At 57.4% G+C, this 26,397-nt stretch carries 22 protein-coding genes and 2 pseudogenes; 8 read left to right on the forward strand and 16 right to left on the reverse strand.

The features are described from left to right. Positions 1 to 14 precede the first annotated feature (14 nt). From kdpF to NXC24_RS28505, 7 genes are all read right to left on the reverse strand, one after another. Positions 15 to 104, reverse strand: coding sequence for a K(+)-transporting ATPase subunit F (kdpF, locus tag NXC24_RS28475; protein WP_034509905.1), 90 nt, complete (start codon positions 102 to 104; stop codon positions 15 to 17). 523 nt (positions 105 to 627) lie between these two features. After that, positions 628 to 1,500 (reverse strand): SDR family oxidoreductase, encoded by an 873-nt coding sequence (locus NXC24_RS28480; protein ID WP_104826727.1) that lies wholly within the window; start codon positions 1,498 to 1,500, stop codon positions 628 to 630. Next, entirely contained in the window at positions 1,497 to 2,288 is a 792-nt protein-coding gene (locus NXC24_RS28485; protein ID WP_104826728.1) for a hypothetical protein, read from the reverse strand. The genes NXC24_RS28480 and NXC24_RS28485 overlap by 4 nt, the downstream gene beginning before the upstream one ends. Before the next feature lie 10 nt (positions 2,289 to 2,298). After that, positions 2,299 to 2,892, reverse strand: coding sequence for a protein-S-isoprenylcysteine O-methyltransferase (locus NXC24_RS28490; RefSeq protein WP_104827878.1), 594 nt, complete (start codon positions 2,890 to 2,892; stop codon positions 2,299 to 2,301). Positions 2,893 to 3,035: 143 nt separating this feature from the next. Beyond that, a complete protein-coding gene (locus NXC24_RS28495; RefSeq protein ID WP_104826729.1) occupies positions 3,036 to 3,614 on the reverse strand; it encodes a hypothetical protein in 579 nt (192 codons plus the stop codon). Positions 3,615 to 3,759: 145 nt separating this feature from the next. Continuing rightward, positions 3,760 to 3,882, reverse strand: coding sequence for an ABC transporter (locus NXC24_RS35965; protein ID WP_104826730.1), 123 nt, complete (start codon positions 3,880 to 3,882; stop codon positions 3,760 to 3,762). 181 nt (positions 3,883 to 4,063) lie between these two features. Continuing rightward, complete coding sequence (locus tag NXC24_RS28505) at positions 4,064 to 4,660, reverse strand: L,D-transpeptidase (protein ID WP_104826731.1); 597 nt, start codon at positions 4,658 to 4,660, stop codon at positions 4,064 to 4,066. 297 nt (positions 4,661 to 4,957) lie between these two features. Here NXC24_RS28505 and NXC24_RS28510 point away from each other — a divergent pair, with 297 nt between their 5' ends. The 4 genes and pseudogenes from NXC24_RS28510 to NXC24_RS28525 form a co-directional block, all read left to right on the forward strand. After that, positions 4,958 to 5,713: a glucose 1-dehydrogenase gene (locus NXC24_RS28510; protein WP_104826732.1), complete on the forward strand. Its 756-nt coding sequence runs from the start codon at positions 4,958 to 4,960 to the stop codon at positions 5,711 to 5,713. Between the two features lie 337 nt (positions 5,714 to 6,050). Continuing rightward, positions 6,051 to 7,013, forward strand: a complete 963-nt coding sequence (locus NXC24_RS28515; protein ID WP_104826733.1) for a GGDEF domain-containing protein — start codon at positions 6,051 to 6,053, stop codon at positions 7,011 to 7,013. Positions 7,014 to 7,231: 218 nt separating this feature from the next. Continuing rightward, the gene (locus NXC24_RS28520) at positions 7,232 to 8,269 is read left to right on the forward strand and encodes an IS110 family transposase (protein WP_104826107.1); all 1,038 of its coding nucleotides are present in this window, start codon (positions 7,232 to 7,234) and stop codon (positions 8,267 to 8,269) included. 442 nt (positions 8,270 to 8,711) lie between these two features. Further along, positions 8,712 to 9,173 (forward strand): annotated as a pseudogene (locus tag NXC24_RS28525) (helix-turn-helix domain-containing protein); the annotation flags it as partial. Between the two features lie 291 nt (positions 9,174 to 9,464). Here NXC24_RS28525 and NXC24_RS28530 read toward each other — a convergent pair. Continuing rightward, on the reverse strand, positions 9,465 to 10,502 hold the full coding sequence (locus NXC24_RS28530; protein WP_104823351.1) for an IS110 family transposase: 1,038 nt from the start codon (positions 10,500 to 10,502) through the stop codon (positions 9,465 to 9,467). Between the two features lie 448 nt (positions 10,503 to 10,950). Then, positions 10,951 to 11,982: an IS110 family transposase gene (locus NXC24_RS28535; RefSeq protein ID WP_104827879.1), complete on the reverse strand. Its 1,032-nt coding sequence runs from the start codon at positions 11,980 to 11,982 to the stop codon at positions 10,951 to 10,953. Positions 11,983 to 12,103: 121 nt separating this feature from the next. Between NXC24_RS28535 and NXC24_RS28540 the strand changes: the two are divergent. Next, a pseudogene (locus NXC24_RS28540) lies at positions 12,104 to 13,063 on the forward strand (ISNCY family transposase); the annotation flags it as partial. Between the two features lie 6 nt (positions 13,064 to 13,069). On the opposite strand, the gene NXC24_RS28545 reads toward NXC24_RS28540, so the two are convergent. Further along, positions 13,070 to 13,807, reverse strand: a complete 738-nt coding sequence (locus NXC24_RS28545) for a hypothetical protein (RefSeq protein WP_104823072.1) — start codon at positions 13,805 to 13,807, stop codon at positions 13,070 to 13,072. Between the two features lie 481 nt (positions 13,808 to 14,288). Between NXC24_RS28545 and NXC24_RS28550 the strand changes: the two genes are divergently transcribed. Beyond that, the gene (locus tag NXC24_RS28550; protein WP_104826734.1) at positions 14,289 to 14,726 is read left to right on the forward strand and encodes a plastocyanin/azurin family copper-binding protein; all 438 of its coding nucleotides are present in this window, start codon (positions 14,289 to 14,291) and stop codon (positions 14,724 to 14,726) included. 96 nt (positions 14,727 to 14,822) lie between these two features. Here the strand turns inward: NXC24_RS28550 and NXC24_RS28555 are convergent, their stop codons facing one another. Continuing rightward, entirely contained in the window at positions 14,823 to 16,337 is a 1,515-nt protein-coding gene (locus NXC24_RS28555; RefSeq protein WP_158704571.1) for a hypothetical protein, read from the reverse strand. Positions 16,338 to 17,036: 699 nt separating this feature from the next. Next, on the reverse strand, positions 17,037 to 17,963 hold the full coding sequence (locus NXC24_RS35970) for a phosphatase PAP2 family protein (RefSeq protein WP_348632779.1): 927 nt from the start codon (positions 17,961 to 17,963) through the stop codon (positions 17,037 to 17,039). On the opposite strand from NXC24_RS35970, the gene NXC24_RS35305 reads away from it, so the two are divergent. Beyond that, a complete protein-coding gene (locus NXC24_RS35305) occupies positions 17,910 to 18,176 on the forward strand; it encodes a hypothetical protein (protein WP_158704573.1) in 267 nt (88 codons plus the stop codon). The two genes, NXC24_RS35970 and NXC24_RS35305, sit on opposite strands and share 54 nt — an antisense overlap. A 39-nt stretch (positions 18,177 to 18,215) precedes the next feature. On the opposite strand, the gene NXC24_RS28565 is transcribed toward NXC24_RS35305, so the two are convergent. Both NXC24_RS28565 and NXC24_RS28570 read right to left on the reverse strand, forming a co-directional pair. After that, positions 18,216 to 19,979 carry an adenylate/guanylate cyclase domain-containing protein gene (locus NXC24_RS28565; protein WP_104827880.1) on the reverse strand — a complete coding sequence of 588 codons (1,764 nt, stop codon included), beginning with the start codon at positions 19,977 to 19,979 and terminating at the stop codon, positions 18,216 to 18,218. Positions 19,980 to 20,203: 224 nt separating this feature from the next. Continuing rightward, positions 20,204 to 21,937: an adenylate/guanylate cyclase domain-containing protein gene (locus NXC24_RS28570; protein ID WP_104826737.1), complete on the reverse strand. Its 1,734-nt coding sequence runs from the start codon at positions 21,935 to 21,937 to the stop codon at positions 20,204 to 20,206. 320 nt (positions 21,938 to 22,257) lie between these two features. Here NXC24_RS28570 and NXC24_RS28575 point away from each other — a divergent pair, with 320 nt between their 5' ends. Next, positions 22,258 to 23,166: an acetamidase/formamidase family protein gene (locus NXC24_RS28575; RefSeq protein ID WP_104826738.1), complete on the forward strand. Its 909-nt coding sequence runs from the start codon at positions 22,258 to 22,260 to the stop codon at positions 23,164 to 23,166. Positions 23,167 to 23,178: 12 nt separating this feature from the next. Here NXC24_RS28575 and NXC24_RS28580 read toward each other — a convergent pair whose 3' ends face one another. Continuing rightward, positions 23,179 to 24,921 carry a cation:proton antiporter gene (locus NXC24_RS28580; protein WP_104826739.1) on the reverse strand — a complete coding sequence of 581 codons (1,743 nt, stop codon included), beginning with the start codon at positions 24,919 to 24,921 and terminating at the stop codon, positions 23,179 to 23,181. A 195-nt stretch (positions 24,922 to 25,116) separates the two neighbouring features. Then, complete coding sequence (locus tag NXC24_RS28585) at positions 25,117 to 26,163, reverse strand: NAD(P)-dependent alcohol dehydrogenase (RefSeq protein ID WP_104826740.1); 1,047 nt, start codon at positions 26,161 to 26,163, stop codon at positions 25,117 to 25,119. Positions 26,164 to 26,397 lie beyond the last annotated feature (234 nt).

Below are 26,397 nucleotides of genomic sequence, written 5' to 3' on the forward strand. Positions count from 1 at the left end.
CCGGCGCTATCGAATTAGAAGCGCTCAGGGCGAATGAGAGCGTAGATCAGGTAAGCGGTGAGAAACAGGGTCACGCCGCCGCCGAGAATGTAATCCAGGAGCATTGGTGTCTCTCCGACTAAAGGCTGTCGCAGGCTTTGGTGTAAGCGACGCACAGGATGAAGAATAAAACACCGATCCCGATAAGAAGAATGTCCATCATTGATCGTTGATCCTTGATTTGTTCTTGTTGAGCGCCGAAATAGACTGAAGGCACCTTCGAAGAAGGCGCCCTTCACATCCTCCCGGCGGGGAGATCATCTTGCGAATATCTCGGACATCAATATGCGGCCGAACAGCATTAAGGTTCGAGACGGCGGGTGAGGGAAAGATATAAAAATCTTATAAATGCCGGGCCTGGGTGGCGGAACGAAACCGTAATGGGACACAAGGTCTGGGCTACCGGCGAACCGCTCCGCAATCCCGGCTTTTCGGGCGTTTTCTTTAATAAAATCAATGAAATTGCGTGTTTTGACGGACGGAAGCGCGGGATTGGCCTAATAAAATGAAATGGGACCGGCACCGGCCTGCCAATATGGCAGGAGGCGGACGAGCACGCCATTTTCGATATAGGGGAGGGTGAAGCCGTCAGCGACTTCCGACGCTCTGGCGGCCGGCGCCGCAGCATTTATTGAACTTTTCACCTGAGCCGCAGGGACATGGATCGCCGCTGCGACGTTGCAATCGACCAATCAATGGCAGCAGAACAACGGAAGGCAACAACCTCGCCGCAACGGCAACCAGCTTGGCCGAGATGCCCGGCACGACGAGACGGCGGCCGGATTTGAATCCGCGCCAGGCGCGTTCAGCCACATAAGCCGAATCCAGCTTGGGTAGAATCTTGAATAGCGTCGCCCGGCCAGCGCCGGATCTTTCGAGGAATTCCGTGGACACCGGCCCCGGGGCGACACATGTGACGGTCACGCCAGTGCGGCGTAGTTCCTGATGAAGCGCCTCCGAAAAGGAACGCACGAAGCTTTTGCTGGCATAGTATAACGCCATATTCGGCCCCGGAAGGAACCCCGCTATGGAGCCGAGATTGATCACGCCGCCGCGCCGCCGTGCTGCCATTTCCGGCAAAAAGCGAAGGGTCAGATCGGTGAGGGCGCGTATGTTGAGATCAACGATCCCAAGCTGATCTTCGATAGGAAGGATGGTCGCCGCGCCACGCAAACCATATCCAGCGCTATTGATGAGAACATCACAGACCAAACCGTTTGCGGACAAGAAATCATGAAGACGCGTCGATGCATCGGACGCGACAATATCCAGCTCCAGTGCGTAAGCTTCGCCGCCGGCTTCCCGCACGTCAGCCGCAGCAGCCACTAGACCTTCCGATGACCGCGCAACAAGCACGACAGCAGCCCGCTCGCGAGCAACGATCTTGGCCATTGCCCTCCCGATGCCACGCGATGCACCGACGACCACGACTGCAAGGCGCCCCTCTTGCTGAAGGCTCATGTCGCAGTTCCAACGGCGGCCGTGCTGGGCACAGCTTCGCTTTGAGCAAGGGCTCTTACTTCACAGGCAACGTCGTCGTTCAATATCTTTTCGAACCGCTCCAGAGCTCGCGCCACATTGGCCCCGTCCATCACTCTATGGTCGTAGTGAATGCGCACGGTTACCGTTCCGTTCTTGCTGATCGGGCCGTAGTTCAGCAGCGTCGTCAATGGCGTAAGCGGATTGAGGGACTCTGCTCCGAGACCCGAATAGACCGACAGTTGAAACGTGCCAAAAAAGCGTGGCCGTTGTCTGCCGATATTCAACCCAAGCCACATCATCAGCCATCTAAGGGGCCCCGGCAGACGCGCAAATTTCAACATCCGCCGGAATTCCTTTATTTCAAGAACCGGACGTGACCGAGCGGCCGTGGTGAGCGCCTCGAGCTCGGTGATGGATCTCTTCTCGGGGCGCTTTATGAGGCTGAGCAATACGACCCTCTCACCCTCATGTTCGCGCTCATGGGCAATTGAGGCCACGCTTTCCGGGTATTCATAAAGCTGCGCTCTGGGCAACTTGACGTAAGCGCGCCGCAATTCCGGAATCTCGCTGGCAAGAAGCGCGTATCCCTTCAGGAAAAGCACGGTCCAGGACGGCCTCATTGGCTGTGTCTGCATCGCTCTGGCGGCCAGCAGCGGACCAAGATTCATCTGCCGCTGCACCGCAACCCGCGGCACGCCGATCGAGAATCTCATCAAATCTCCGACAAGACGTCGTGATGCTGATAGCTTGACGGTTCGCCCTCGCATGGTGCCACCTCTAATAGAGATAAGGGATAATTCGCTTCGTGCGATCCATATAGGCGCGATAGTCGGGGCCGAAATGTTGCAGCATCATACGCTCTTCTTTGTCTACCCGTAGGAAATAAAGGATTGCAAAGCCCAACAGGCCTGCCAACCCCACCACCCAGTTCGACAGCAAAAAGGCTTGTCCAAGCCCCATGAGCAGGAAAGAGGTGTACATTGGATGGCGGACGAGGGCGTATGGGCCGCTGCAAACCAGCTTGTGCTTTTCGCGGATCTCCAGCGTTATCGACCAGTTCTTGCCGAGCTCCTTATGGGTCCTGCGGAAAACCCACATTGCTGCGAAGGACAAAATCGTTCCAACGCCGACGGCCCATGCATGGGCAGGATAATCGGCCATCCGTGGAATGCCCGTCGCGACATAGATTCCGGGCACAACCGCAAGGCCCAGAAGAGCCGCGGCGAGCCCGATGGTCTCGATCTGTGAGCGTTGATCTTGGATAACCCGTAAACGCTTGGCGCGACGTGCGAATGGATAGCGAATAACGTACCAGGCGACGACCCCGAGCACCCAGATGATTTGGCCGGCCCCTGCTGCCGATGCGGTCAAATTGTTCACCAAAGCCTTTCTGCAATCCGCGATCGTCGACGCACCCCAGCGATACGACCACGCTCGCTCCCCAGTTTCATCGACAATTTAGCGGAAGAATCAAATAGTACCAGAGCAGCTCGCCGACTCGCTGAGATAACGCCTCAAGCCGTGTTTAGCTCTCGAAGCTGCGTAATGAACTGTTGCGGCCTGAGCCAGATACCGGGAGTCTTATATCCCATGTGTCGTGCGATGTTCCCCACCCAGGCATTGCAATTGTCGACCGTTGCTTGCCACAGATGGGAAGTGGCCTGCTGCTTGCGTATGAAAGCAACAACATCAGCGTATTCGGCATCGCTAAGCATGACTCGCCAGCTAGCCGACCTGTACTGTTCTTCCAGGTCACCATCGGTCGCTCCGGTCGTGGCCGGCACCGGTACAAAATGGCCCAAGACGTAAGGCCCAGGATCCGGCGAGGCCGGCGCAAGGCCCGCAACTTCGGGATCGATCATCTTCCCATTCTCGTCGGCGCGTCCAAAGACCACATAGGTATGGCCGTAGGTGAGTGCATAGCGCGAACGAAATTCGATAAAGTGGCCGGCTTTGTTTTGAGCGGAGGCTGTTGCCGGGCCATGGCGGTTGGAAGTGTACCGGGGTTGGGGACTTTTATCTTCCGTCTGGCACGATGCTGTCGCCAACGCCAACAGGATTGCAAGCGAAAGGCCACCCATTCCACGCATCATCGGTACGCTCCATTAGAAAGCCCTGACAAGCGCGGGGCTTGAAGTAAGCGATCAATTCTTCGCCATTGTGATTGTAAGCAGGATCATTTGGCGGGTTTTGGGAGGGGGGGTCTAATCCGGCCCCCCCTCTCATTTAAGGCTAACCTTACTTGTAGACTGCCGCTGCTGCGGGCGGCGGTGCCTTACCCTTTCCTTTGCCAATGTCTGCGCAAGCGCTGAGATTGGCAACGGCTAAAACAGAGATGATTGCGATTAGAATTCTGCTCATCAAAGAAGTCCTCTCTCCTCAGGATTGCATTACTTATGGTAGGCAACGAATCAAATAGTAGTCACAACTAACATATAGGCCTAGTGCAGAAAGAACACACTGCGACGGATTATCTGTGTTTTTTCTAACCTTCTTAAGTTGCCCGTGGTCAAACTGTTGGGGTCGATGAATGAACATTCGATCAGATGACCAGCACCCGCGTCCCTACAGGGGCGCGGCTATAGAGGTCGACAATATTTGAGTTTGTCAGACGGATGCATCCGTTAGACACCGCATGACCTATCGACCAGGGAGCGTTTGTACCATGCAGCCGGAACATGGTGTCATGTCCGTCCTGGTAGAGGTAGAGAGCCGCCGCGCCTAGTGGATTGAGCGGCCCGCCCGGCACGCCGTCCGCATACTGCATCAGACGAGGCTTACGTTGCATCATGTCATCGGTGGGCTTCCACGACGGCCACTCCGCCTTACGTCCGATGGTGGCTTCCCCTTTGAAGCTCAACCCCTCTTCACCAACAGCAACGCCGTAACGCGTTGCCCGGCCACCTTGCTCGATGAAGTAGAGATAGCGCTCCGACGTATTGACGACAATCGTTCCCGGCGGTTCGCCTCCATCGTAAGCTACCTCTTGTCGCCGAAGGCGAGAATCGTTATCCGGGTCCCTCCCAAAGACGTTGTATCCAAGCGGAGGTCCATCCTGCGACCCCGACACGCATCCAGAAATCATCAAAGTCAGACTACCGAGCACCAGCCCCCGGCGCGTGACGCGGCTTTCGTCCATTTCCACCTGCCCAACAATAGATCAGCCCTACGCTCGTCTTTAACATCGCCGCGTTTCAGAAGCTATCACCACATTAGCTGATTCTGATTGAGTGATTTGAGAAACATCGAAAACCGAAAGCTGCATCTGTTATGATTGTTGAGCGAGCGGCGTGGGGTCTTACACGGGCTCTACCATTCAGACGCTGGATACGGCTCCGCGCGGCTGCAAATGTGCAGTTGTGTATCGTCGAGGAAACCACTTGCATCAACCATCGGCCTCTGCTCGATTAGCACGAACTAAAAGGGGAGGGATATTATGAAGCTAGGCCTCGACGGAAAAGTCGCGGTTGTGACAGGGGCTGGCTCTGGGATCGGGGCCGCTATTTCCCTTCAACTTGCCGACGAGGGAGCCAAGATTGTCGTTGCCGATCTTGACGCCGATGGAGCGCGGCGCGTCGCCGGCGAGATTTGCGCGCAGGGAGGCCAGGCTTGCGCCTTTGCAGTCGACGTTTCCGATGCAGAAGCCGTCAAGCGGTTAGTCGATTTCAGCGTCCAAACCTATGGTGGCCTACATTTGGCGGTCAACAACGCGGGGTTCGATGGTGTGCGAAAGGCAACCGCGGACTACCCGCTCGACCAGTGGCGGAAGTTGATGAGCGTCAATCTGGATGGCGCCTTTTACTGCATGAAATATGAGATCGCCGCCATGCTGTCGGGCGGCGGCGGCGCTATCGTCAACATAGCTTCCATCCTCGGTTCGGTTGGATTGCCCTTTGCATCGGCGTATACGGCGGCCAAGCATGGTGTTGTAGGACTGACGAAGGCTGCCGCAATCGAATATGCGCGAATGGGCATCCGTATCAATGCCGTCGGTCCCGGTTGGATTCAAACGCCGCTTCTGTCGGAGCATTCGGAAGCAACAAGCACCCGACGTATGGAATTACTCCAGCCCATGGGCAGACGCGGAAACCCTGAGGAAGTGGCGGCTCTCGTATGTTTCCTTCTATCGGAACAGGCAAGCTTCATCACCGGGAGCTGCCATCTGGTGGACGGGGCTTATACTGCCCATTAAACTTAGCAAAACCGAACCAAAGATGGCGAGCTGCTTTGTGCGGCCAACAAACTGCACAGCCGCCGCCCTCGCAGTGAGGTTGCGCTCCCTAAATATTAAGGATTTTCAGCTATTTCCTTCGACAGCTTGTGAGACTCAGACCGGGGCGTGGAAACGCTACAAGGTTAGGAATAAGCATGGTGGACGGGCGCGCAGGCTTAAGCCAAAGGCGTCTGTGCCAGACTAACCTCAGGTTTCCAACGCTCGGCTTCTGCAGCCTTGCGCATCTTTGATCCTCTGATGCGGCTAGTCCGGTTTTTGGCCGGCACACGGGCGGAAGGACGGTGTGTACGGAGGGATGACAACATTGCGGGAAGACTATCGAAGCCAGCGGAATGGCTATCTCGACGCCCCATTGTTTTCTCCGGAACAGTGGCTCAGCTCCCTGACGCCAACCGCCGTTTGGCGACTACTGATCCTCAGCTTAATCTGTATGGCAAGCTTGGATTGGCTTTTCCGGACCAGCGGCATTCACAATGTCGGCCTGCTCTATATGCTGCCAATTTGTGTCGCGTGCTGGCGTTTCGGTTTCAAAACTGGGATGAGCATCGCGGTCGCGGAAATCATATTGTCGGTTGCGACCACACTAGGAATTTCCGGTCATCTCGACGCAAACGCGATGGTCGAACTGGTAATGCAACTTATCAAGTTCGGATGTGTCGCTGGTGTCGTGACGCGCTTCCGGCAAAGTTTCGACCGGGAACGCCTCCTCGCGCGGCGAGATTGGATGACAGGAATTTTGAACCGGCAGGAGTTCCAACGCCAGGCTGAAGCAATGCTGTCATCGGCAACGACGCGCAATCAGCCTTTGCTACTTGCCTATTTCGATCTTGATGGCTTCAAGGCCGTTAACGATCGGTTCGGACACCAAGCAGGGGACCGGCTCCTGCAATGCCTTGCAGAAGAGGGGAAGGCACTAATCGGCTTGGAGGACTGTTTCGGACGGATGGGCGGCGACGAGTTTGCCATGTTAATAAAGCTATCCAAGGAAGAGTGCGCACCAGAAGTGGCTGAGCGGTTGCATGTGGGGTTCATGGCGGCATTGGAGAGCACTGGCCATAGTGTCACATGCAGCATGGGCGCGGTAGTCGCCCTTCCTGGTGACAGCGCTTCGCTGCACGAGCTGATGCGCCAGGCTGACCAGCTCATGTATGCGGTGAAACGCGATACGAAAGCTGGCTTCAGCTTGGCGAGTTGTACTCCTCCGTCTGACTCTGAATCCTTGCTGTCTCCAAGACGTCAGACATGCTCGGCATCATAAGGCGACGGATGTTTTCACGTCGAGGGCGGCGGGATCACCCAAACACGGTAAGTGGATTGGGACTTCTCGCTGATATTTCTGAAAGATTATAGATGGGGTATTCGGCTCGGCACCTCATCTTTTGGCGGCTTGAAACTGTGGCAGGGGTGCTGCGCTTCGAGTGATGATAAAACGTGGTCCGTACAAAACAGCCACAAGCATCAGAAAGGAAGCGCAGCGTGAACCACTATGTTGGATTAGACGTCTCTGTGAAAGAGACTTCCGTGTGCATCGTTGATGAAGCGGGAACGGTTTGCAAAGAGGTAAAAGTCACCAGCCATCCTGATGATCTCATCGCGGTTCTCAGCAATTCTGGTTGGCGTTTGGTGCGTATTGGCCTTGAAGCGGGGCCATTGTCGCAATGGTTATTCGAAGGTCTTGCCAACGCCGGCCTACCGGCTGTTTGCATCGAAACACGCCACACCAAAGCCTTCCTCAAGGCCACAGTGAATAAAACCGATCGTAATGATGCCCGGGGTATTGCCCAAATGATGCGGGTTAACCTGTTTCGTCCTGTGCATGTCAAAACAGTGTCGAGCCAGCAACGACGCGCCTTACTCACTGCTCGTAAGCTAATATCCAATAAGGCAAGAGATATCGAGAATGACATCCGCGGGTTACTGCGTAACTTCGGTCTCAAGGTTGGGGTCATCGGGCGAATTGGTTTTGCAGCCCGGATACGGGAGCTTCTTGAAGGTGTGCCCGAGCTGCAGCACATCATTGAACCGTTGCTCGAGGCAAGACAGCAACTTTGGGAGACCTTTACAACTCTGCACCGAAGACTGCTATCGATCGTTCGAGACGATGCGACCTGCCGACGTTTAATGACCATTCCAGGCGTTGGACCGGTGGTGGCTTTGGGCTTCGTCAGCACGATCGACATACCTGGCCGCTTCAAAAACTCCAAGGCGGTTGGTCCTGCGCTGGGGCTAACCCCGGTTTTGAATCAATCGGGCGAGAGTAGCCGTGTCGGCCGTGTCTCGCTGTGTGGTGACGAAATGATGAGAACACTGCTCTATGAGGCGGCCCAAGTCATGCTGACTGTGGTCAGAAAATGGTCTTGGCTCAAAGCATGGGCGATGAATATCGCTAAACGCCGTGGCCACCAGAAAGCGATCGTGGCGCTGGCGCGTCGGCTTGCGGTGATAATGCACCGCATCTGGAGCGACGGCACAGAGTTCCAATGGTCAAAGAGTGGCAGACCGGCAAAGCCCTGAAACTACCTACGACGAAACAACAAGGTTCCACTGACCGGTGGAAAAATGTCCTTCGCGGGACGATGAAGGAAGTGAGTCCGCTATGGAACTTGTGCCGGCCGGATCATCCGACCAGGACGCGACTTAGATTGTTCCACTTCTTTCTACTGACCCCATAATGGGAGGGGCGAGACCCGATCCCGAAGAGAAGCAAGGCCCCGTGAACGACGTCAAATGCCGGTGTAAATGCAAGCTCGGTAGCGCTTGACTTCAATACGCCGAATAGAGAAGTTCCATAAGATGCCTTATGCACTTTTTGCATGTAGCGGCTATTTAGTAATGCGACAGTTGGGCCAGTTAGAGATGCGACAGTCTCGCCTCTCGACGTTCTGGTCAATGCCAAGGTTGGGAGCAAGGATGACGACCTTCAGCCTGGTCGAGACCATGAGCGGTCGGAGTCGTCATGTCCTGTTTGATCACTATGTCGCAGAAAGAGTTGCATCGCCTCGAAGTCATCCAGAAGATCCGTGACGAACGCCTGAGCGTTGTCCAGGCTGCCGAACTGCTCGACCTCAGTCGAAGTCAGGTGCATCGGCTGCTGCAGGCTTATGACCTGGATGGTCCAGCCGGGCTCGTTTCGAAGAAGCGATCTCAACCGAGCAACCGGCGTCACAGCGAGGAATTTCGCAATGCGGCGCTGGATCTGATCCGCGAACGCTATCTGGATTTCGGCCCGACGCTGGCGCGTGAGAAGCTGATCGAGCTGCACCGGATCTCTGTCGCCAAGGAGACGCTGCGGCAATGGATGACCGAGGCTGGTATCTGGGTCTCACGCAGAGAACGCAAGAAACGGGTTTTCCAGCCACGCGGTCGACGTGATTGCTTTGGCGAACTGGTGCAGATCGATGGCTCGCATCACTGGTGGTTGTCTTCTCTATTCGGCGTGGTGAGGTCAAGCACCTTCTGACTGTCCGTAGCTATGGTGATCGATGTCTTCGCAGTATCGCGCTTCTCTCCGGGATCGACCTGTGTGGCCCTCCCACTATGGGACCAGAAGAATGGGGCGGAACAATCTAATTGGCGACCTGATCGCAATAAACGACCGTACCAAGACAACCACGCGAACTCACCCCATCCGTCGTCCTGCGAAGGACATCTTTTCCACCGGCGGCGGAATCTTCTTGTCTCCTTTTTTTCTCGTTACCCTGGTTGCTAACTACGCAGCAACAGGCAAGCTCTCCCGTGTCCAGCAAAATTCGGTTCCGTCACTCCACATGCGATGCATGATCACCGCAAGCCGTCGAGCCAACGCTACAACCGCCTTTTGCCTCCCGCGACGCCTAGCGATATTCATCGCCCAGGCCTTTAGCCACGACCATTTCTTGACGTTTACAAGCAGGACTTGCGCTGCTTCGTACAGCAGGGATCGCATCATCGCGTCACCGCAACAGGATACGCGCCCGACCCGCTTGCTTTCACCAGACTCGTTCAGTTTCGGCGTCAGCCCGAGCACAGAACCGACCGTCTTTGAATGTGCAAACCGCGCAGGAATATCGATGGTTGCCGTATAGGTGAGAGCGACCACGGGGCCGACACCAGGGATCGTCGTCAATCGGCGACAGACTTCATCCTCGCGGACCAAATCCAAAACCTTCTTGTGCAGCTTGGTGAACTCGTTGCGCAACAGTTTGCGTGCAGCCAACAATGGCTGCATGATTTCGTGTAGATCAGGCCTGTCTTCGACGAGCTCATTGATCCGCTCCTCGAATTTGATCTTGCCGACCAATCCGACTTTCAGACCGAAGTTGCGCAACAATCCGCGAATGTCATTCGCGATGGCGATGGCTTTTTCCTGCAAAAGTTTGCGCGCGGTCAGCAATGCTCGGTGCTTCTGGCTCGTCAATGTCTTCACATGCACAGGCCGATAGAGATTGACGCGCATCATCTGGGCCATGCCACGCGCATCGTTGCGGTCCGTCTTATTCGGTTGGGCTTTCAAAAATGCCTTGGCATGCCTGGTCTCGATGCAGATCACCGGCAATCCTGCCTTGGCAAGTCCGTCATAAAGCCATTGCGATAGTGGTCCGGCTTCAAGACCGATCCGCTCAATCTGCCACTTCGGATCCTTGATCACCGAGATCAAATCCTCAGGGTGAGTGGCAACTTTCGTCTCCCGGCAAATCCTGCCTGTCTCATCAACAATGCAGACCGCGGTCTCTTTCACCGATACATCCAGTGCACAATAGTGTTTCATGCTGCGCTTCTCCCTTTGATGTTTGAGGCTGTTGAAAGACATGACCTCGTTTTACCATCAGCCAGAAGCGCAGCACCGCAAGCCACAATGGTCAACGCTGAGACGCAAAGCCGAATATCCCATCTAATCGCATTCCATCCGTCAAGCGGGCTTGAGCATTCAGCGACCTTGCCGGCTTGCGGGACAGGCAACCGGCTTAATCGATTGGATGGATCTGCCCTCACCGGCCGGGTCCTTCAGAGCTATCCAGTGCTGGGAGCAGGGTTGTCTCCGCGGTCGACAAATGTCGCCGCACAATGGTCTTCGCAGGTGGGATCTTCCTAATGTTCGAGGCGCAGTCTCAACGAGCTGCAGCCACCAGAAGCGGAATGATCCTGCCCACGTCCGCAGCAGGGACGCTCAGCACCAAAGTTAGATGGCGCGCTGAGGGACGAAGGCTGAGCGTCGCCTATATGGTCGCGCCAGCCGATGCGTTGAACACTTCTCCCGTCTTGAGCATGCTGTGCATGATGACCGCGAGTTTCCGGGCGACGGCCACAGCGGCCCGCTTGAAGCCAAGTCGCTCGCGCAGCTTAAGGCCCCAACTCTTGAGACTGCTCTCGGTCCTGGCACTCGTTCTCGTCAAAAGCACTGTCGCCGCTTCATAAAGCAGCCCACGTAAACGATTGTCACCCCTTCGCGAGATATGGCCGTCATAGTCGACCTCGCCTGACTGATAACGCCGCGTTGTTAGCCCGAGCCAGGCGCCAACCGAGCGCGACGTTCGAAAGTTTTCTGGATTTTCAATTGCCGTAACGTAGGACACCGCTGTGACCGCGCCGATCCCCGGAATTGTCATCAATAACTTCGTGGCTTGGCTCCCACGTGCCACTATAAGCAACTGGCGACCAAGATCGGCTGCGCGCTTACGGATATCGTGCCACGCCTCCAAAAGAGGCAAGATAATCTTCGCAAGCTCGGCGTTTCCATCCAAAAGCTTCCGCACATCGCCATCAAACACTCGACCCTTCCCTTTCGGGATGATCAGACCGAAGGTCTTCATCAGGCCGCGGATTTGATTGCCAAGTTGCGTTGACATGTTCAGGAGCTGTTCGCGGGCAGCCACCAATGTGCGGGCTAACATAGCGTCAAACGACTTGACGCGAACCGCTTTGTAAAAGCCTGCTTCAGCGAGTTGAGCTAAACCATCCGCATCGTTGGCATCGGTCTTGTTGAGCGTTTCGTTCAATACCTTTTGCGCGTGCCGCGCTTCAATGCAGATCGCCGGCAACCCCTCGCTCGTCAGCGCGTGATAGAACCACGTCGACAGCGGTCCCGTTTCGAATACGACGCGCTGCGCGCGTGGAGCTTTTTTGCGGATCATCTGCGCGAGAAGATTGGGATCCGAAGGACACTTCCCCCGCCAGATCCGTTTCCCGTCTTCCCGGATCGAAATTGCGGTGTCTTTCAATGAAACATCAAGGCCAATATATTGGTTCAAGGTTGCCTCCATCCGATGTTTGGGCCCGGTTCCAATCGAGAGCCCGTTTTTCCATCCTATCGGGGGCAACCACCCTCACCAGCCCAAAATCCAGAGACGGTCGCGCCGCGATTACTCCATGTTCGAGAACCGTGGGCCCAAATGCGCCCTGCTCGTCTATATCGATGACGCGACCGGCAAGCTGCTACATCTACGGTTTGCCGGATCGGAGAACACATTCGACTATCTGCACGCGACCAAGGCCTATCTGCAGCAATGGGGCAAACCGCTGGCCTTCTACAGCGACAAGCACGGCGTCTTTCGTTCGACCCATGCGTCGGAGAAGGACCGGACGAGCGGCCTGACACAATTCGGCCGGGCGCTCTATGAGCTGAACATCGACATCATCTGTGCCAACACCCCGCAGGCCAAGGGCCGGGTGGAACGTGCCAACCAGACATTGCAGGATCGGCTGGTCAAGGAGATGCGGCTTCGCGGCATTGACACGATCGAGGAAGCCAACGCCTATGCACCTGAGTTCATTACGGATTTCAACGCGCGTTTCGGCAAACAGCCGCGCAATCCGAAGGACATGCACCGGCCGTTGGCCGATCACGAGAACCTTGATGGCGCCATGTGCCGCAAGGAAGTTCGCACGCTGTCGCAGGCTTTGACGCTGCGCTACGACAAGGTGCTGTTCATTCTCGATCCGACCGACGTTTCCAGACCCTTGGCCGGCCAAAAGGTGATTGTCTGCGATTATCCGGACGGTCGTCTCGAGATCATGCACGAGAGTTTTGCCCTACCCTACAGAACCTTTGACAAGCTGCGGTCGGTCCATCGGCCGGAAGTCGTCGAGAACAAGCGTCTGGACGACATGCTGTCGATCGTCGCCGAGATGCAGGCTGGACGAGAACAGCAACGGAGCAAGAGCGGCCCTCGCCGCACCGGGCAGACGGATCATATGTTCGGCATTCGGGACGGCAGCACGGCGAACGGCTATCAGAAGCGTGGCCGCAAGCCGAGGACAGATTACATGAACGATCCCGCGGTGATTGCCCGGCGAGAGAAAGCGTTATTGAGGCAACCAGCGGCGGAATAAAGATCGTCAGTGCACGCCGATGTCGCTTTGCGTATCTGATTCCAGCTGCAGGCAGGCGGACCAAAGCGGCGTCTTATGGAAGGCTCCGTCTTGAAGAAGCGTGAGCCCTTCTCGTGCCTCATAAAGCAGGCCCAGCCAGCACAGGCGCCGCAGGACACCATATTGGAGATCGGATTTGAGCTCCCAGGCTTCCAGGGTCATTTCGGTGTCGGACAGAGGTGCCATGTCTGGATAGAGGATTTTTACAACGTCCAATGGCGTGCAGCCCTCTCTCGCCTTGATATTGAGAAGATTGAGGAACATGCGCCACCAACCTAACCGAGCTTGGACCTCTTCTTTGCGCTCGGTGGCGTGGACATAGGAATAGAGATAATCCGTGGCGACGAGATCGAAGAAGGCCTGCGGGTTCATCAGGAACTCGCGGCCACGTCTGGTTGGCAGCAGCACATCCTTTTTCCGGCGAAGAAGCTTCAGATGGCGGGTCATGTCCCGCACGACCCAGAGCGGCGGCATGTCGTTTTCGTTCAGCACTTTGTTCATGCTGTAGAGGTCTTCGGCCGTGAAGTCGGGCCAGAGGAAGTTCACAGCGGCCCAATGCACGAATTTGCGGTTCATGGCGCCGGTCGCCGTCAATCCTATGCCACCCTCACCGTCAGCATAGGCAACGGACAGAAGCATGCCGCGAAGAAGAGGTGACAGCGCGGCGACATCGACGTCACCTTGCAGGTTGATTTCCGGAAGCATCGTGCGGCTTCGATCCCTATCCGCCCCATGCGGTGTAGAGGAGTATCAGCCGACGACAGAACAATTGCTACTGAGAAAGCTAAAGTCGAAGGGGAGCGTTATCACCCGCCCCCGCTCCGCCCTTTCAACCCGGCCCAGCCGGTCGGATCGGGGGCTACCGGCAGAACCAGTGGCGCATTTCTAACTGGCTGAACACGTCGCTCCTCTAATCAGCTTTGACATTGCAGTCGCTGATCCCTACCCTGCAAACAGATGTGATGCACTTGGCTTAGGATCTCCAAACCGCCATCTTCCTGCAGCTTCCCGCAACTGTCGAGCGACCATGCAGATCTAATGCCACGATCGTCTCATGTTCCGCTGCTCTTCATGGCGTCTCGCAAAAGAACGACCGCTATTTACCAAGTTATTTATAGTGGACAAAAATATTCAACTTCATCTACAAGCCCTCCGTCGAATTCCAATCCAAGGAGGGTGTCACCACATGTTTTTCTCAAGCAAATCCGTCGTCGCTGCAGTTGCCACAACTTTGCTGGCGCTTGCCGCATCACCATCATTTGCCGATACTGTTGTTAAGGTGATCGAAAGTGGCGAAGACGGTGGAGCAATGGCCATCAAGCTCGACACCACCAGCGTGAAGGCGGGACTCGTCACGTTCGCCGTTCACAACGAGGCAGCCTCGGAAGAGCACGAAATGGTCCTCGTCAAGCTGAAATCTGCCGACGAGAAAATCCCGCTCAATAAGAATAAGGACCGGGTCGAGGAAAAGAAGTTGAAGAGCCTCGGTGAGGTCGAAGACCTGAATCCGGGCGCCAACGGTGAACTCAAAGCAGATCTCAAGCCTGGAAGCTATCTGCTCCTCTGCAACATCAAGGGGCACTACTCCGCCGGCATGCATGCGAGGCTGACCGTAAACCCCTAATACCAAGGGTCTGAGGAGCACGCTTTACGGATGCCCAGCTAATGATGGGGACCTGAGAGCGTGCTTCTTTGGAAATTTTTGCCCACCCGCGTTTCATCAGGTATCCCTCTCGTAGCGATTCAGCCAATCTCGTCGCGGTCTCACGATGCGGCCGGCGCCGCACCGTTCCTTGTCCAGGCTTTCCAGCGCCTCCGGATTGACGCCTCCTGACGCTTCCCAGCGGGCGCGTTCTTCAGCCGCCGCAAAGCGGGAAATCGACTCGCGATTCCCAGGATCACCGTCTGCCAGCATATCAGCCACCAATTTGACGATTTGCGGGACGGCAACGCTCGTTCCGCTCATGGCGACCACAGATCCGCTTCTCGAGCCGGCTCCGAGAATGCCGTTGTGAACCCGTGAATCGTCGCTGACGCACGCCGCGTCCGGTCCGACGCGATGAGAAGGCTTGTCGCGGGTTGGCGCGACCGGACCGCCGGCTGCATATTTTGGCGGGGTGAGATCCTTCTGCTGGACCCCGCCGACCACGATTGTTTCATCTCCGGTAGCGATGGCGTTGATGAGGCCGCCTCGCCTGATGATACAAGGATTGCCCTTGTCATCCACGTCCACCACGTCGCCGGTTACAGGATCGAACCGACGATAGCAGTCTGCCTCGAAATAGGATTGCCGACCGCGGCGCGAATATCCGTAGATCACGTCGTCCCATTGAATCCATGCTTCCAACTCCTGTTCCGGGCGCAGGCCGGAGTTCGTGATGATGACCTTCCAAACTCCTGCCGGCGCTGTCGCGTCGCCTGCCGCGGGGTTGTCGAGGGGTCGCAAGCGGGCCGTGGGTTGCAGCGAGATGATAAAAACACCCCGTTTCGTGGGAGACGAACGAAAGGCGTAATGCGCGCACGCGACGACATCGTCGTTCGAGACTAGCTGGACTCCCGAGCCCACCTCTTCCTTGAGGCGCGGACTCCGTAGCCCAGACGGTGTTTCGACGGCTATGGTCACCCGGCTCGCATTCGGCTTTCCTGGATCGTACGGCAACCAGATTTCCATCTGCGTTGGCGTACTATCATCGGGTTGAACGCGCCATTCGAGAGACACCGGAGTGCGGGTCCCATTGAATTTAACCGCGGCGTGGCATCGCGAAAGATTTGCGTTACCAGCGGGCAAGACAATGCGCAGCGGTGCGCCCCGCTTGGTAACAAAATCGTCGAGAGCTTGCTCGAGATCGAGAGTGCCGTCGTGCGGTCCTGCGAGCATGCCATAGCTGAAATTGATGACCACCGGCAGCGGCCGCCATGATCCGTCAGGCAGGTGATCCTTTCCGGCGAGCCGATCTGCTCGATCGAGGATGTATTTGATGGCCGCCGTCGCAAATGTTTTGAGATTCGAACCGGAGGTGTCCGCCGTCACCGAAACCGGAAGCTGAACGGCGATGATCGGGCGGTTCATTGGCGCTTTGATTGGATCGTAGCCGGCCGCCTGATCAAGTACATGAGTGCCGTGCGATAGTTGCCACGCCGCAGCCTTGTGGTCGGGATCACGGAAGTCGATCAGACCTGCCTCACGATAGAGCCCCTCCTCGTCAATCAGCCCAGCTTGGTTGTAAGCCTTCAAGAGTTTGTCGATACCCCTGTGCCGAGGCTGATCGAGTTTACATATCTCGCTTCCGAAATCGACGGTTGAACCGTCATTGTCAAAGATGCCATCCTGACGCCAGACATATTGAACACGCGAGCTGCCGTCAGCGAGGCGAAACCGCTCATGGGCAAAAGCGATTCCATCATCGATGATACCAATAACAACTGTATCCTTCGGCCAATGGCCAGGGGAGAAGACCGGTAGAGGGACAGGTTCCGATGCTGGAGTGCGGCTCTTCCAGTGATTGGGCAGCGATTTCGGATTGAGGGGCAGGCTCATGTCGATCTGTTTCGCAGTCGTGCGAATTTGGCCGAATGGCCCCTCCCCGCGTGCTAGGTCATCGAACACGGCTCTTCTCACAAACGCGATCATGTGTTGGCCCTCTGTCGCATCATGATAGAGAGACGGTACGAAGACTCCACTTTCCCAACCGCCTTGCTGAGCATCGACCTTATGAAAGGTCCTCATCATGTCCACCATGGATTTGTCGAGCGGACCGATCGTACAGGGGATCAAGACGTCATCGTGACCCCGTGAAAAATCACGAAAGCCAGGCCCGAGAACCCAATCGGCGTTAGGATCTATCCCCTCGATTCGGCAATAGCTGTGTTCAAGGTCGGTTTTTCGCCATTCCATGATGGCTTCTCCCTCACTGTTGGGTTGGAACCAATGCGATCAGGACCACTCGGCAAGCGCCTTCTCCCACAGCCAGGTGAGGATGGAAGAGGCGGCTCCAAGTTTGTGGGAGCCCAGCTCCGCGGCGCATGGAGACCTCGCATCCGGAGCGGTTTGCCGCTGCTGCCGAACGTCGTACCATCCTGTCCAATCGAAATCGGCATCTTCCGGATAGGCTTCGCCGTCGAAGGACCAGGCATAGAAGTCGGCCTCCCCGCTAAGCCGGCGGCAGAAATATTGGCCCAAGGTTAAACCCAGGAGCGCACCCGCCGCACTGTCGACTGGAAAGTGCACCCCGGCTACCTGCCGATTAACAGCGACCCGAGCCGCCTGCCGAAGCAGTTGGATAGCATAAGTGTGCTGCTCGTAGACGGGATTGGTCGAAGCTCGGAGAAGCTGGACCAGTACAATGGCCATCGCAAAGGACTCAGTCGAGTGACCGCTGGGCAGACTGCCGTGTTCCGGCGTAAGGATCATTGGCTGTATCTGTGGCGAGTATTCCATTGGCCGTCGGCAAGCGAGTGCGTGCTTCATGCGAAATTCGACAAACTGGGCAAGCCGGAAGACGGCCCCTAGCAGTTCAAGCGTCCATCGTGCACGGTTGGGGGCAATGTATGCGATGGAAGCCAGGAATGCGGCCGGTCCATCGCGCTGCACCAGAATTTCAGTGACTCGATCCGCCCGCAAATCGGCATAGTTCGCAACAAGCGCAAGTTGGCCAAAGAAAACTCTCTCAGTAGGCCGGACCATTCTGACGAGCGGACGATATTCAACGTTTGGCACGGCGGCGTCCCGGTCAGGCTCAACGTCCAAATGCCAGACATTCATGCTTCCTGGAGAATCATCCGTACCCTGAGAGAAGCCAATGCGGGAATGAAGCTCGAAGTCGACGACCTGCTCTCGCCGTTCCTGAGCCCATCTGGCCATGTTGGCAGAGTCTTCGAGTTCAAGCTCCGGAGGCACCGCTTCAGGCCGGAGAAAACTGCCGACAATTCCGTCGCGATTATTTATCAGCGCATCGGCGACCAGCGGCGCGTCCGTACCAAAGAAGACATCATCCTCCTCACCGTGTCCGCCATGGCCACCATGACCGCCGTGGCCACCATGACCGCCATGCCCCCCCTGCGATGCCTGTGGTGATATGTTGCTCATTTGCCTATCCCCCTGTTAATGCATCCCTTATTGCGGCACTCCAGCTTTTAGCAGCACGTCGGCGATCAGCTTGCCGATTGAGAAAGCTGCACTTGGCATACGGTCCAGGTACCCGCCAACCGTGAATGCGGGCTCCAGCCTCAATAGCTCGCGCGCGGATTCTCGCGCTTCCTCGTGCATGCCGAGCTGCCACTGTGCCACGGTGAGAACCCGCCAAGTCGAGGTGTGCATTCGGTTCGCGCGCAGAGACCGATTGGCAAGTTCCAAGGCGCGAGCGTAGTTGCCGGCCGTCAGGTTTGCTGAGGCGGCCAGCGAATCGTAGAAAAACCGATGCAGATCGAGAGGGGACAGCATAAGCGCCAGCTCCGTATCCCTCACCGCTTGCTCTCCCTCGTCACAAAAGGCGTGCATCATTCCTCTTAGCAAGAGGGCCAGCGCGTCACTCGGGTTGGTGTAAATGGCAAGGTTGTAACGTTCCCGTGCAATATCGAAATGCCTGAGGAGGTTCATGTGCACGAAGCCATCAACCGCGAGGGCGAGCGAAAATTCTGGATCGGAATCAAGAGCGCGTTTTGTCAGATTGAGCGCTCGGTGGGCATCATCCATGACGTCGTCGGACCAGCCCTGCTGCACGCGCAGGACATGCCACTTCGCCAACCATGCTTGCGCGAGTGGCTGATACGATCCGCGCTCCAAGATCGCCTCCAGCATTGTGCGGGCGTCATTGAAGTCCCTAAGCCTCAGGCGATGCATTAAGGTAATGGCGCCCATGAGCAGCGCATAGCTTTCAAGGGTCGGAAGCGGCTGCGAGCGCGTACGCAGCAGTTCGCGTGCCATGATCGCATTGCAGATTTCGGCAACTACGTGACTAACGATTTCTTGGTCGCCCTCGAGAATCCCGATAATCCGCTCCGTGAGGCGATTCTCCCAAACGATTTGCCCCGTCTTTGTTTCTACCAATTCCGCGTCGAGACATACGCTGTCGCCGGTCACCCTGCAGACCCCTGAGACGGCATAGTTTGCGTGCAGATGCAGTCTCACCTCGTCGAGGTTCAGTCTGCGTCCTGCGAAAGCGGTCGTTGAGAGCCGTGAAATAACGTTGAGTTCCTGCATACGACACAGAGCGCGGATGATTTCGTCGGCCAAGACCTCGCCCAGGATCCCCTGTTCTGCAGCTTCGCCCCGGACGGCGAAAGGGATGACCGCGAGCGTTGGGCGCAGTTCGCCTAGCGACCAGTGCGACTGCACGATGGGATGGGGTCCCGGCGGTCCAATTCTAAAGGCGCGTACGGGGGCCTCGATGTTCTTCAGATAGCACTCGCCCAGATCCTCAACGTCGGCATCGAGGAGAGGCGTCAATTGTCCCCGCGCGCGCGCAGAGACGACGATTTCGCCCGGACCGGCGAGGCCCATGAGCCTGGCGGCGAGGTTCACGCCACGTCCGTAGAGATCTTGGTGCGATATGATCACATCGCCAACGTCAATGCCTGCGCGCAGCAGTATCTGACAATCGGGCGGCTGTTCGGCGTTGTCGCGAACACTTGCGTTCTGAATCTCAAATGCTGCCGACGCTGCCGCCTGCATATTCTCGAATTCAAGAAGCATTCCATCACCGAGATGCTTGACGACGCGCCCCCCCGATCCGGGCAGAATGGAGTTCTCGATACAGTCCATCATGCGGAGCCAACGCAAGACGGTCCCTTCTTCGTCATGTTCAATGAGACGAACGGAATCTACGACATCAATGAATAGAACGGCTCGCGACGCGTGCCCCAACTCGCTTGCGTTCATGTCGCTGCTCTTTTCAGACAGAGTATATGCAGTAATGCATATACGTGCTTTTCCGAGAATCCCGATAAGGATGAAGTTAAGAGCGTTGAACCCCGAGTACCCCGAGAAATGGTACACAACATCACGTAGTATTGATATCACCCACAACGTACTGCCTTTGGGTTAGGTCACGCACTGCTGTGTTTTTTGATCCCGCAGCGCAAGAATATCGCCCTCCTCTCTCCCTATTTCTCGATGCGCCAAGATCCGTCCCAGTCGTGGGATGGTGGTTTTGCTTTCAGGTTTTCGATGCGAGCAAGCAGGCCGAGCGATGGTCCGTCATCCGGTATTATCTCCAGCGATGCCTTGAGCGCGCCAAGCGCGTCATCCCATCGACGTTCTCGGTACGCCGCGAGCGCTTCCCGATAGGAGTCCCGTAATGCCATCCGTTCCGGCGTCAGTTCGCCACTCCGTCCAAGCACCTCAAAAATGACCTCCGGACGGGTTTGGCCAGCGACGACGATCCGATCGATCTCTCGAAACTCGAGTGCGGTAGCCGCCGCAGCGATTGTTTTCTCGCTGACCAGATTGCGGGTGCCGTAAACCTTATTTGCGCCTTCCAGGCGAGAAGCGAGATTTACCGCGTCACCCATCACCGTATAACTCATCATGATGTCAGAGCCGATGCTCCCGACCAATGCTTCACCCGTCGCGACGCCTATCCGCAAATCGCATTTCTCGATCGGCGTGCCGCGAACGCCGAGCAAGTCGGGGATTTCCCGCCGCAACGTCTCAATACGGTCAATCATGTCCAGAGTGGCCAGACATGCAAGTCGCGCGTGATCCGTCTCGTCCACAAACGGAGGGCCCCAATAGGCCATGATGCCGTCGCCTATATATTTGTCGATGATCCCGCGGTTGGTCCGGATAGGCTCGGACATGAGTGAAAAGTAGCGGTTCATGACCTTAACCAGACCCTGGGGCATCAAGCCTTCGCTCAGGCTCGTAAATCCCCTGAGATCGCAGAACAGGACCGTCATCAACCGGCGCTGACCTTCGGCCGCGGTCAAGTTTGGGCGATCGATGAGACCTTCCACGACGCGGGGATCGATGTATTTGCCAAACGTTTCCCTGACGCGCTGGTTGTCGCGCAACTGAACGACCATTCGATTGAACGCAGCCGCCAGCTCTCCGATTTCGTCGCGCGTCGTTACCGCGATGGGTTGATCGAGATGGCCAGCCTCGACGGCGCGCGTCCCTTCCAGCAGTCCCCGAACCGAGCGAATGATGCCACCGCTGACAAGGTTGGCGAAGATCAATCCGAGGACGGCGGCGAGCAGCGTGGCAATTGCAGAGATCAGGACTGCTTGAGACTGCTCTTTCCTGATTGTTGCGATGGCGCCATGGCTCACTTCCAGCATCTCCTGACGGAGGGTGTCGATCCTTTGATCGAGTTGGTCCCGGAGTGCGTCGACGCGCGGAAGGCGATCTCTCACGCCGGCAAAGTCCCTTGTATCGAGGAGTGAAAGCAGTTCCCCTGTCTCCCTGCGCAGCAGACTGCGGCCATCACTCAGCAGACTATCGATCCGGCTATCGACGCGCGCCAGCGCCGCGTTATCAGAGGGCGTATTCGTATCTGAGATGACCGCATTGATGAGGCTGCGCGTAGCCTGCGCCTCGCGGTCGACTTCAGCGCCCTTAGCGTCGTACATTTCCTTGCGAGCTTTATATCCGATCTCGTCAGGTGGGTCCTGCATCTTTGCGATCACCATGCGACGCAGCGCCAGCGCTCTTTCAAGTGACAGAACATGGATCCGCATCAAATGCTCGTTGGCCGGATTGTACTTTGCCGTCAGCTCATCGAGCAGATGGCCGAGCCGCCCGACCATCACCATCGACAGCACGGAAGTCGCCATCATCAGGACGATCAAGCCGGCCGCGATCGCGACGATCCGCCTTCGGATCGACTGCTTGATCATCGAGCCGGAAATTTTCCTTAGGTTCTGAAGAATGAGAGAATTTGAAATGTCTAATCCCCCCGCACGCGCACTCAAATTCCGCCTGGATTGTCGTAGCACAAAGCCGCTTATGGTTGAAGATTAACCCGGAGGAGTAGCTTCGCAGCGGGTTCGACAAACGAAGCGATTAGGCCAAGCGGCGGCGATATTTTGTGGGGCCGTGAGGTCGATGGCGGCAGGTTGATGGCGACAATTTGCCTGCAGCGCCATTCTGCTCTTTTCGTCGAGGCTAAAGCCGGCATAGGTTGGCCGGATCAAAATTTAGAGAAGGCTGGAGCTCCATGGCAACGCATCATTTTACTCCGACGGTCTATCACAACGTCATTGGGTCTCTTCCCCCGGCTTTGCGCATCGCCGACGGAGACACTGTCGTTACGCAAACGCTCGATGCCGCCGGCTACGATAAGGAAGGCGTCCAGCGGGCATCCGGCCCTAACCCGATGAACGGTCCGATTTTTGTCGAAGGCGCGGAACGGGGCGATTCATTGAAGGTCGAAATCCTCGGCATGGTGCCGACACGCGACACGGGCTTTACCCGAAGCGTCGTTGCCGGCAATGTCGTTGACCCGGAAGACGTGCGGACGCTGCCGCCAAGCAACAAGGTTATCTGGCAGATCGACGGTCAGGCATTGACGGCCCGGCTTGCGGAGCCGGTCGCGGGCCTTGAGTCTTTCGTGTTGCCGCTGTCGCCGATGATTGGCTGCTTCGGCGTCGCCCCCTCGCTCGGCCAGGCCATATCCACTGCCACCAGCGGCGAATTCGGTGGCAACATGGATTACCGGCTGCTCGGGCCCGGCACGACGATCTGGTTTCCCGTCTCTGCGCCGGGAGCCCTCTTCTTCCTTGGCGATTGTCACGCCGTACAAGGTGACGGCGAGATCGTCGGGACAGGCATCGAGACCACCTTCGAAGTGACGGTGCGGCTCAGCGTCGAAAAGAAAAAGATCGTCTGGCCGCGTGGCGAAACGGCAGACGACATTTTCACCGTCGGCAATGCCCGACCGCTCGACCAGGCGCTGCAGCATGCAACCAGCGAAATGCTTAGGTGGCTGACCTCCGACTACGGCCTCAACAAGACCGCCGCCAGTCATTTGCTTGGCCAAGTCGTGCGTTATGATGTCGGCAATGTTTTCGATCCGGCCTATACGATGGCCTGCCGCGTGTCCAAGGCTTGGCTGCCACAGCGCTAGGCTTTCAGGCGATCAACCCGCGTCCAGCGATTGATCCCGCCTTTGGCGGGATACGTTCATCTCCTGCCGCTCTTGCGCCATGCTGCTGACAGCAGCGCGTAGGCTCGGATGACGGGACATGAAGAGATTGAAGTCGCGGCGTTCCAGAACCAGGAATTGGCAGAAATCGACGGCCACCACGTCGGCGGTGCGACGTGCGCCGGTTAACACCGCCATTTCGCCGAAGAAGGAACCGGCGCCGAGCGGAATCTCGTCGTCTTCGAGCTGCACCTCGACCGCGCCGGACGCAATGAAATACATGCTGTCGCCCCGGTCGCCGGTGCGGATGACGCGATCGCCCGGTGAGGCAGACCTCGGCCGGAAGAGCAGCAGAAGCTCCTCCTGGGCGCTTTCGTCGAGCTCGGCGAACATCGGAAACGTCTCGAGCAACTGCTCGATCTCCAGGTGATGCTGACGGTCCCTCTCCTCGCGCTCTTGGCTGATAATAGCCAGCTCGCGGCAGAGGCGATCGTGCTTTGCCGAACCATAGCCGGCCATGCGCACCGGCCACCGGGAAAAGGCCGATTTTTCCAGCTTCTCCATGGCAAGGAAAACCAGCGGGTTGATCGTGATCGACAGAATGGCGCCGGCAAGAATCAGATCCTGCCCTTCGCGCGGCAGCAGACCCAACGAGACGCCGAGACCGGCCAGGATGAAGGAAAACTCGCCGATCTGGGCAAGTCCTGCCGAAACGGCAAAACCCATACTGGCGGGATAACGCAGCAGCAGCACGACGCAGAAAGCAATCAGCGACTTGCCGACAATGATGAGGGCGAGCACTCCGAGGACCATCAGCGGTTCGCGCACCACCACCGACGGATCGAAGAGCATGCCGACGGAAACGAAGAACAATACCGAAAAGGCATTCTGCAACGGCAGTGAATCGGCCGCCGCTCGATGGCTGAGATGGGACTCGCTCATGATCAGACCGGCGAAGAAGGCGCCGAGCGCGAAGGAAACGCCGAATATCTCCGCCGCCCCGAAGGCGATGCCGAGCGCGATGGCCAGAACGGAAAGCGTGAAGAGCTCGCGCGAGCCCGTGCGAGCGACGGAGGTCAGCAGCCAGGGAACGATCTTTGGGCCGATGAAGATCGCGACGGCGGCGAAAGCCGCCACCTTGACGAGGGTAATGCCTATGGTCAGCCAGATCGGGCCGCTGCTTGCGTGCGTGCCCACACCGGCATGGCCGCCAAGAACGCCGGCAAAGGCCGGCAACAGGACGAGCGCCAGCACCATCGCCAAATCCTCGACGATCAGCCAGCCGACGGCGACGCGGCCATTGGCGGAGCTGACCAGATTGCGCTCTTCCAACGCCTTCAGCAGCACAACGGTACTGGCAACGGCAAGGCTCAAACCGAAGACCAGGCCGGCTCCGAGGTCCCACCCCCACAGCGAGGTCAGGCCAATTCCCAAGAGGGTCGCGATGGCGATCTGGCCGATGGCACCGGGAATCGCAACCCCGCGCACCGCGAGCAGATCAGCCGCCGAAAAGTGCAGGCCGACGCCGAACATCAAGAGGATGACGCCGATTTCGGCGAGCTGCGACGCCAGAGCGGTATCAGCAACAAAACCCGGCGTCGACGAGCCGATCATCACACCGGCCACGAGATAGCCGACCAGCGGTGGCAGATGCAGCCGGTCGGCGAGATAGCCGAAAATGGCCGCAAACACGAAACCGGCGGCAATCAGTGCTATCAATGCGACGTCGTGCGGCACGGCGGCCCTTCCCGTTTTGCGGCGTTTACCGCCTCGTTCCCTCTGTTCGATACTACGCTAGCACCGCTTTTGCGGGAACGTCTACCGGTTCGGGCATGATCGCGAAAGGGCAGATGGTGTTTTCAGACGGGATCATGCTGCGCAAAAGACAAACCCGCCGCGCCATTTATATGACGCGGCGGCAACAGCAGGTGCTTACCGATCCAGGACTATCTGCAGCTTGACGTCGCTCGGCCGTGCTTCCACGGCCCGGTCGAAGGCTTCGATCGACTGTTCGAATTTGAAGGTTTCGGAGATCAGCGGCTTCAGATCGACACGGCCGGACGCGATCAGCGCGATGGAGCGCTCATATTGATGCGCGTAACGGAAGACGGTCTCGAGGCGGATTTCCTTCGTCGATGCCGTGGAGATATCGAGACCGACCGGGGCAACCGGCAGGCCGACCGCGACGATGACCCCGCCCGGACGCGGCAGTTCCATCACCGTTTCCCAGGCCTTCGGCGAGCCGGAGCACTCGAACACGACATCGGCGCCCCAGCCGTCCGTCAGGCGCCTGACCTCTTCGACCAGATTCTTCTCGCGGATATTGACCGGGATGACGCCCTGATATTGGGCGGCGATATCGAGCTTCGGCTGGGCAAGGTCGGCAACGATGGCGCGAGCGCAGCCGCCGGCAAGTGCGGCGATCGCAACCATGGTGCCGATCGGACCGGCGCCGAGCACGACGGCGGTATCGCCGGGCGTGATCTTCGCCTTCGCGGCCGCCTGCATGCCCACCGCGAAAGGCTCGACCATCGCGCCTTCGGCGAAGCTGACATTGTCCGGCAGCTTGAAGGTATAATTGGCCGGATGCACGACGAAGGGCGTCAGCACGCCATGGATCGGCGGCGTCGCCCAGAAGGTGACAGCCGGATCGACGTTATACATACCGAGCCGGCTGGCTTTGGAATTGGGGTCGGGAATACCGGGCTCCATGCAGACGCGGTCGCCGACCTTCAGATGCGCGACGCCGGCGCCGACTTCGACGACTGTGCCGGCCGCCTCATGGCCGAGCACCATCGGCGCGTTCACGATGAACGGACCGATGCGCCCGTGCGTATAATAATGCACATCCGATCCACAGACGCCGACCGTATGAATCTTGATCTTCACCTCACCCTGCCCGACCTCTTGCGGCAGGTCGATATCGCGTAACGCCAGCTCATGCTGACGCTCCAGTACCAGGGCACGCACCTTGCTCATCACGTCATTCCTCTGTTCGGAAACAATCTCCCATCCCCGCGCAGCCGCAAGGACATCCTCAACCGTTATATAGCCATGACCATGGTCACAAAACGACCTTTCTGCGAAGCAAGAGGCAAATAGATACCGCTCCATACAGAGCGAACCCCTCGCCAATCCAATGCATTAGGCGGCACTTGTTAAAGGTCATTCTATTATTCGTATTGACTAGAGCTTGATTTTGTTGCCTTTTAG

This window comes from Rhizobium sp. NXC24 (assembly GCF_002944315.1).
Lineage (GTDB): Bacteria > Pseudomonadota > Alphaproteobacteria > Rhizobiales > Rhizobiaceae > Rhizobium.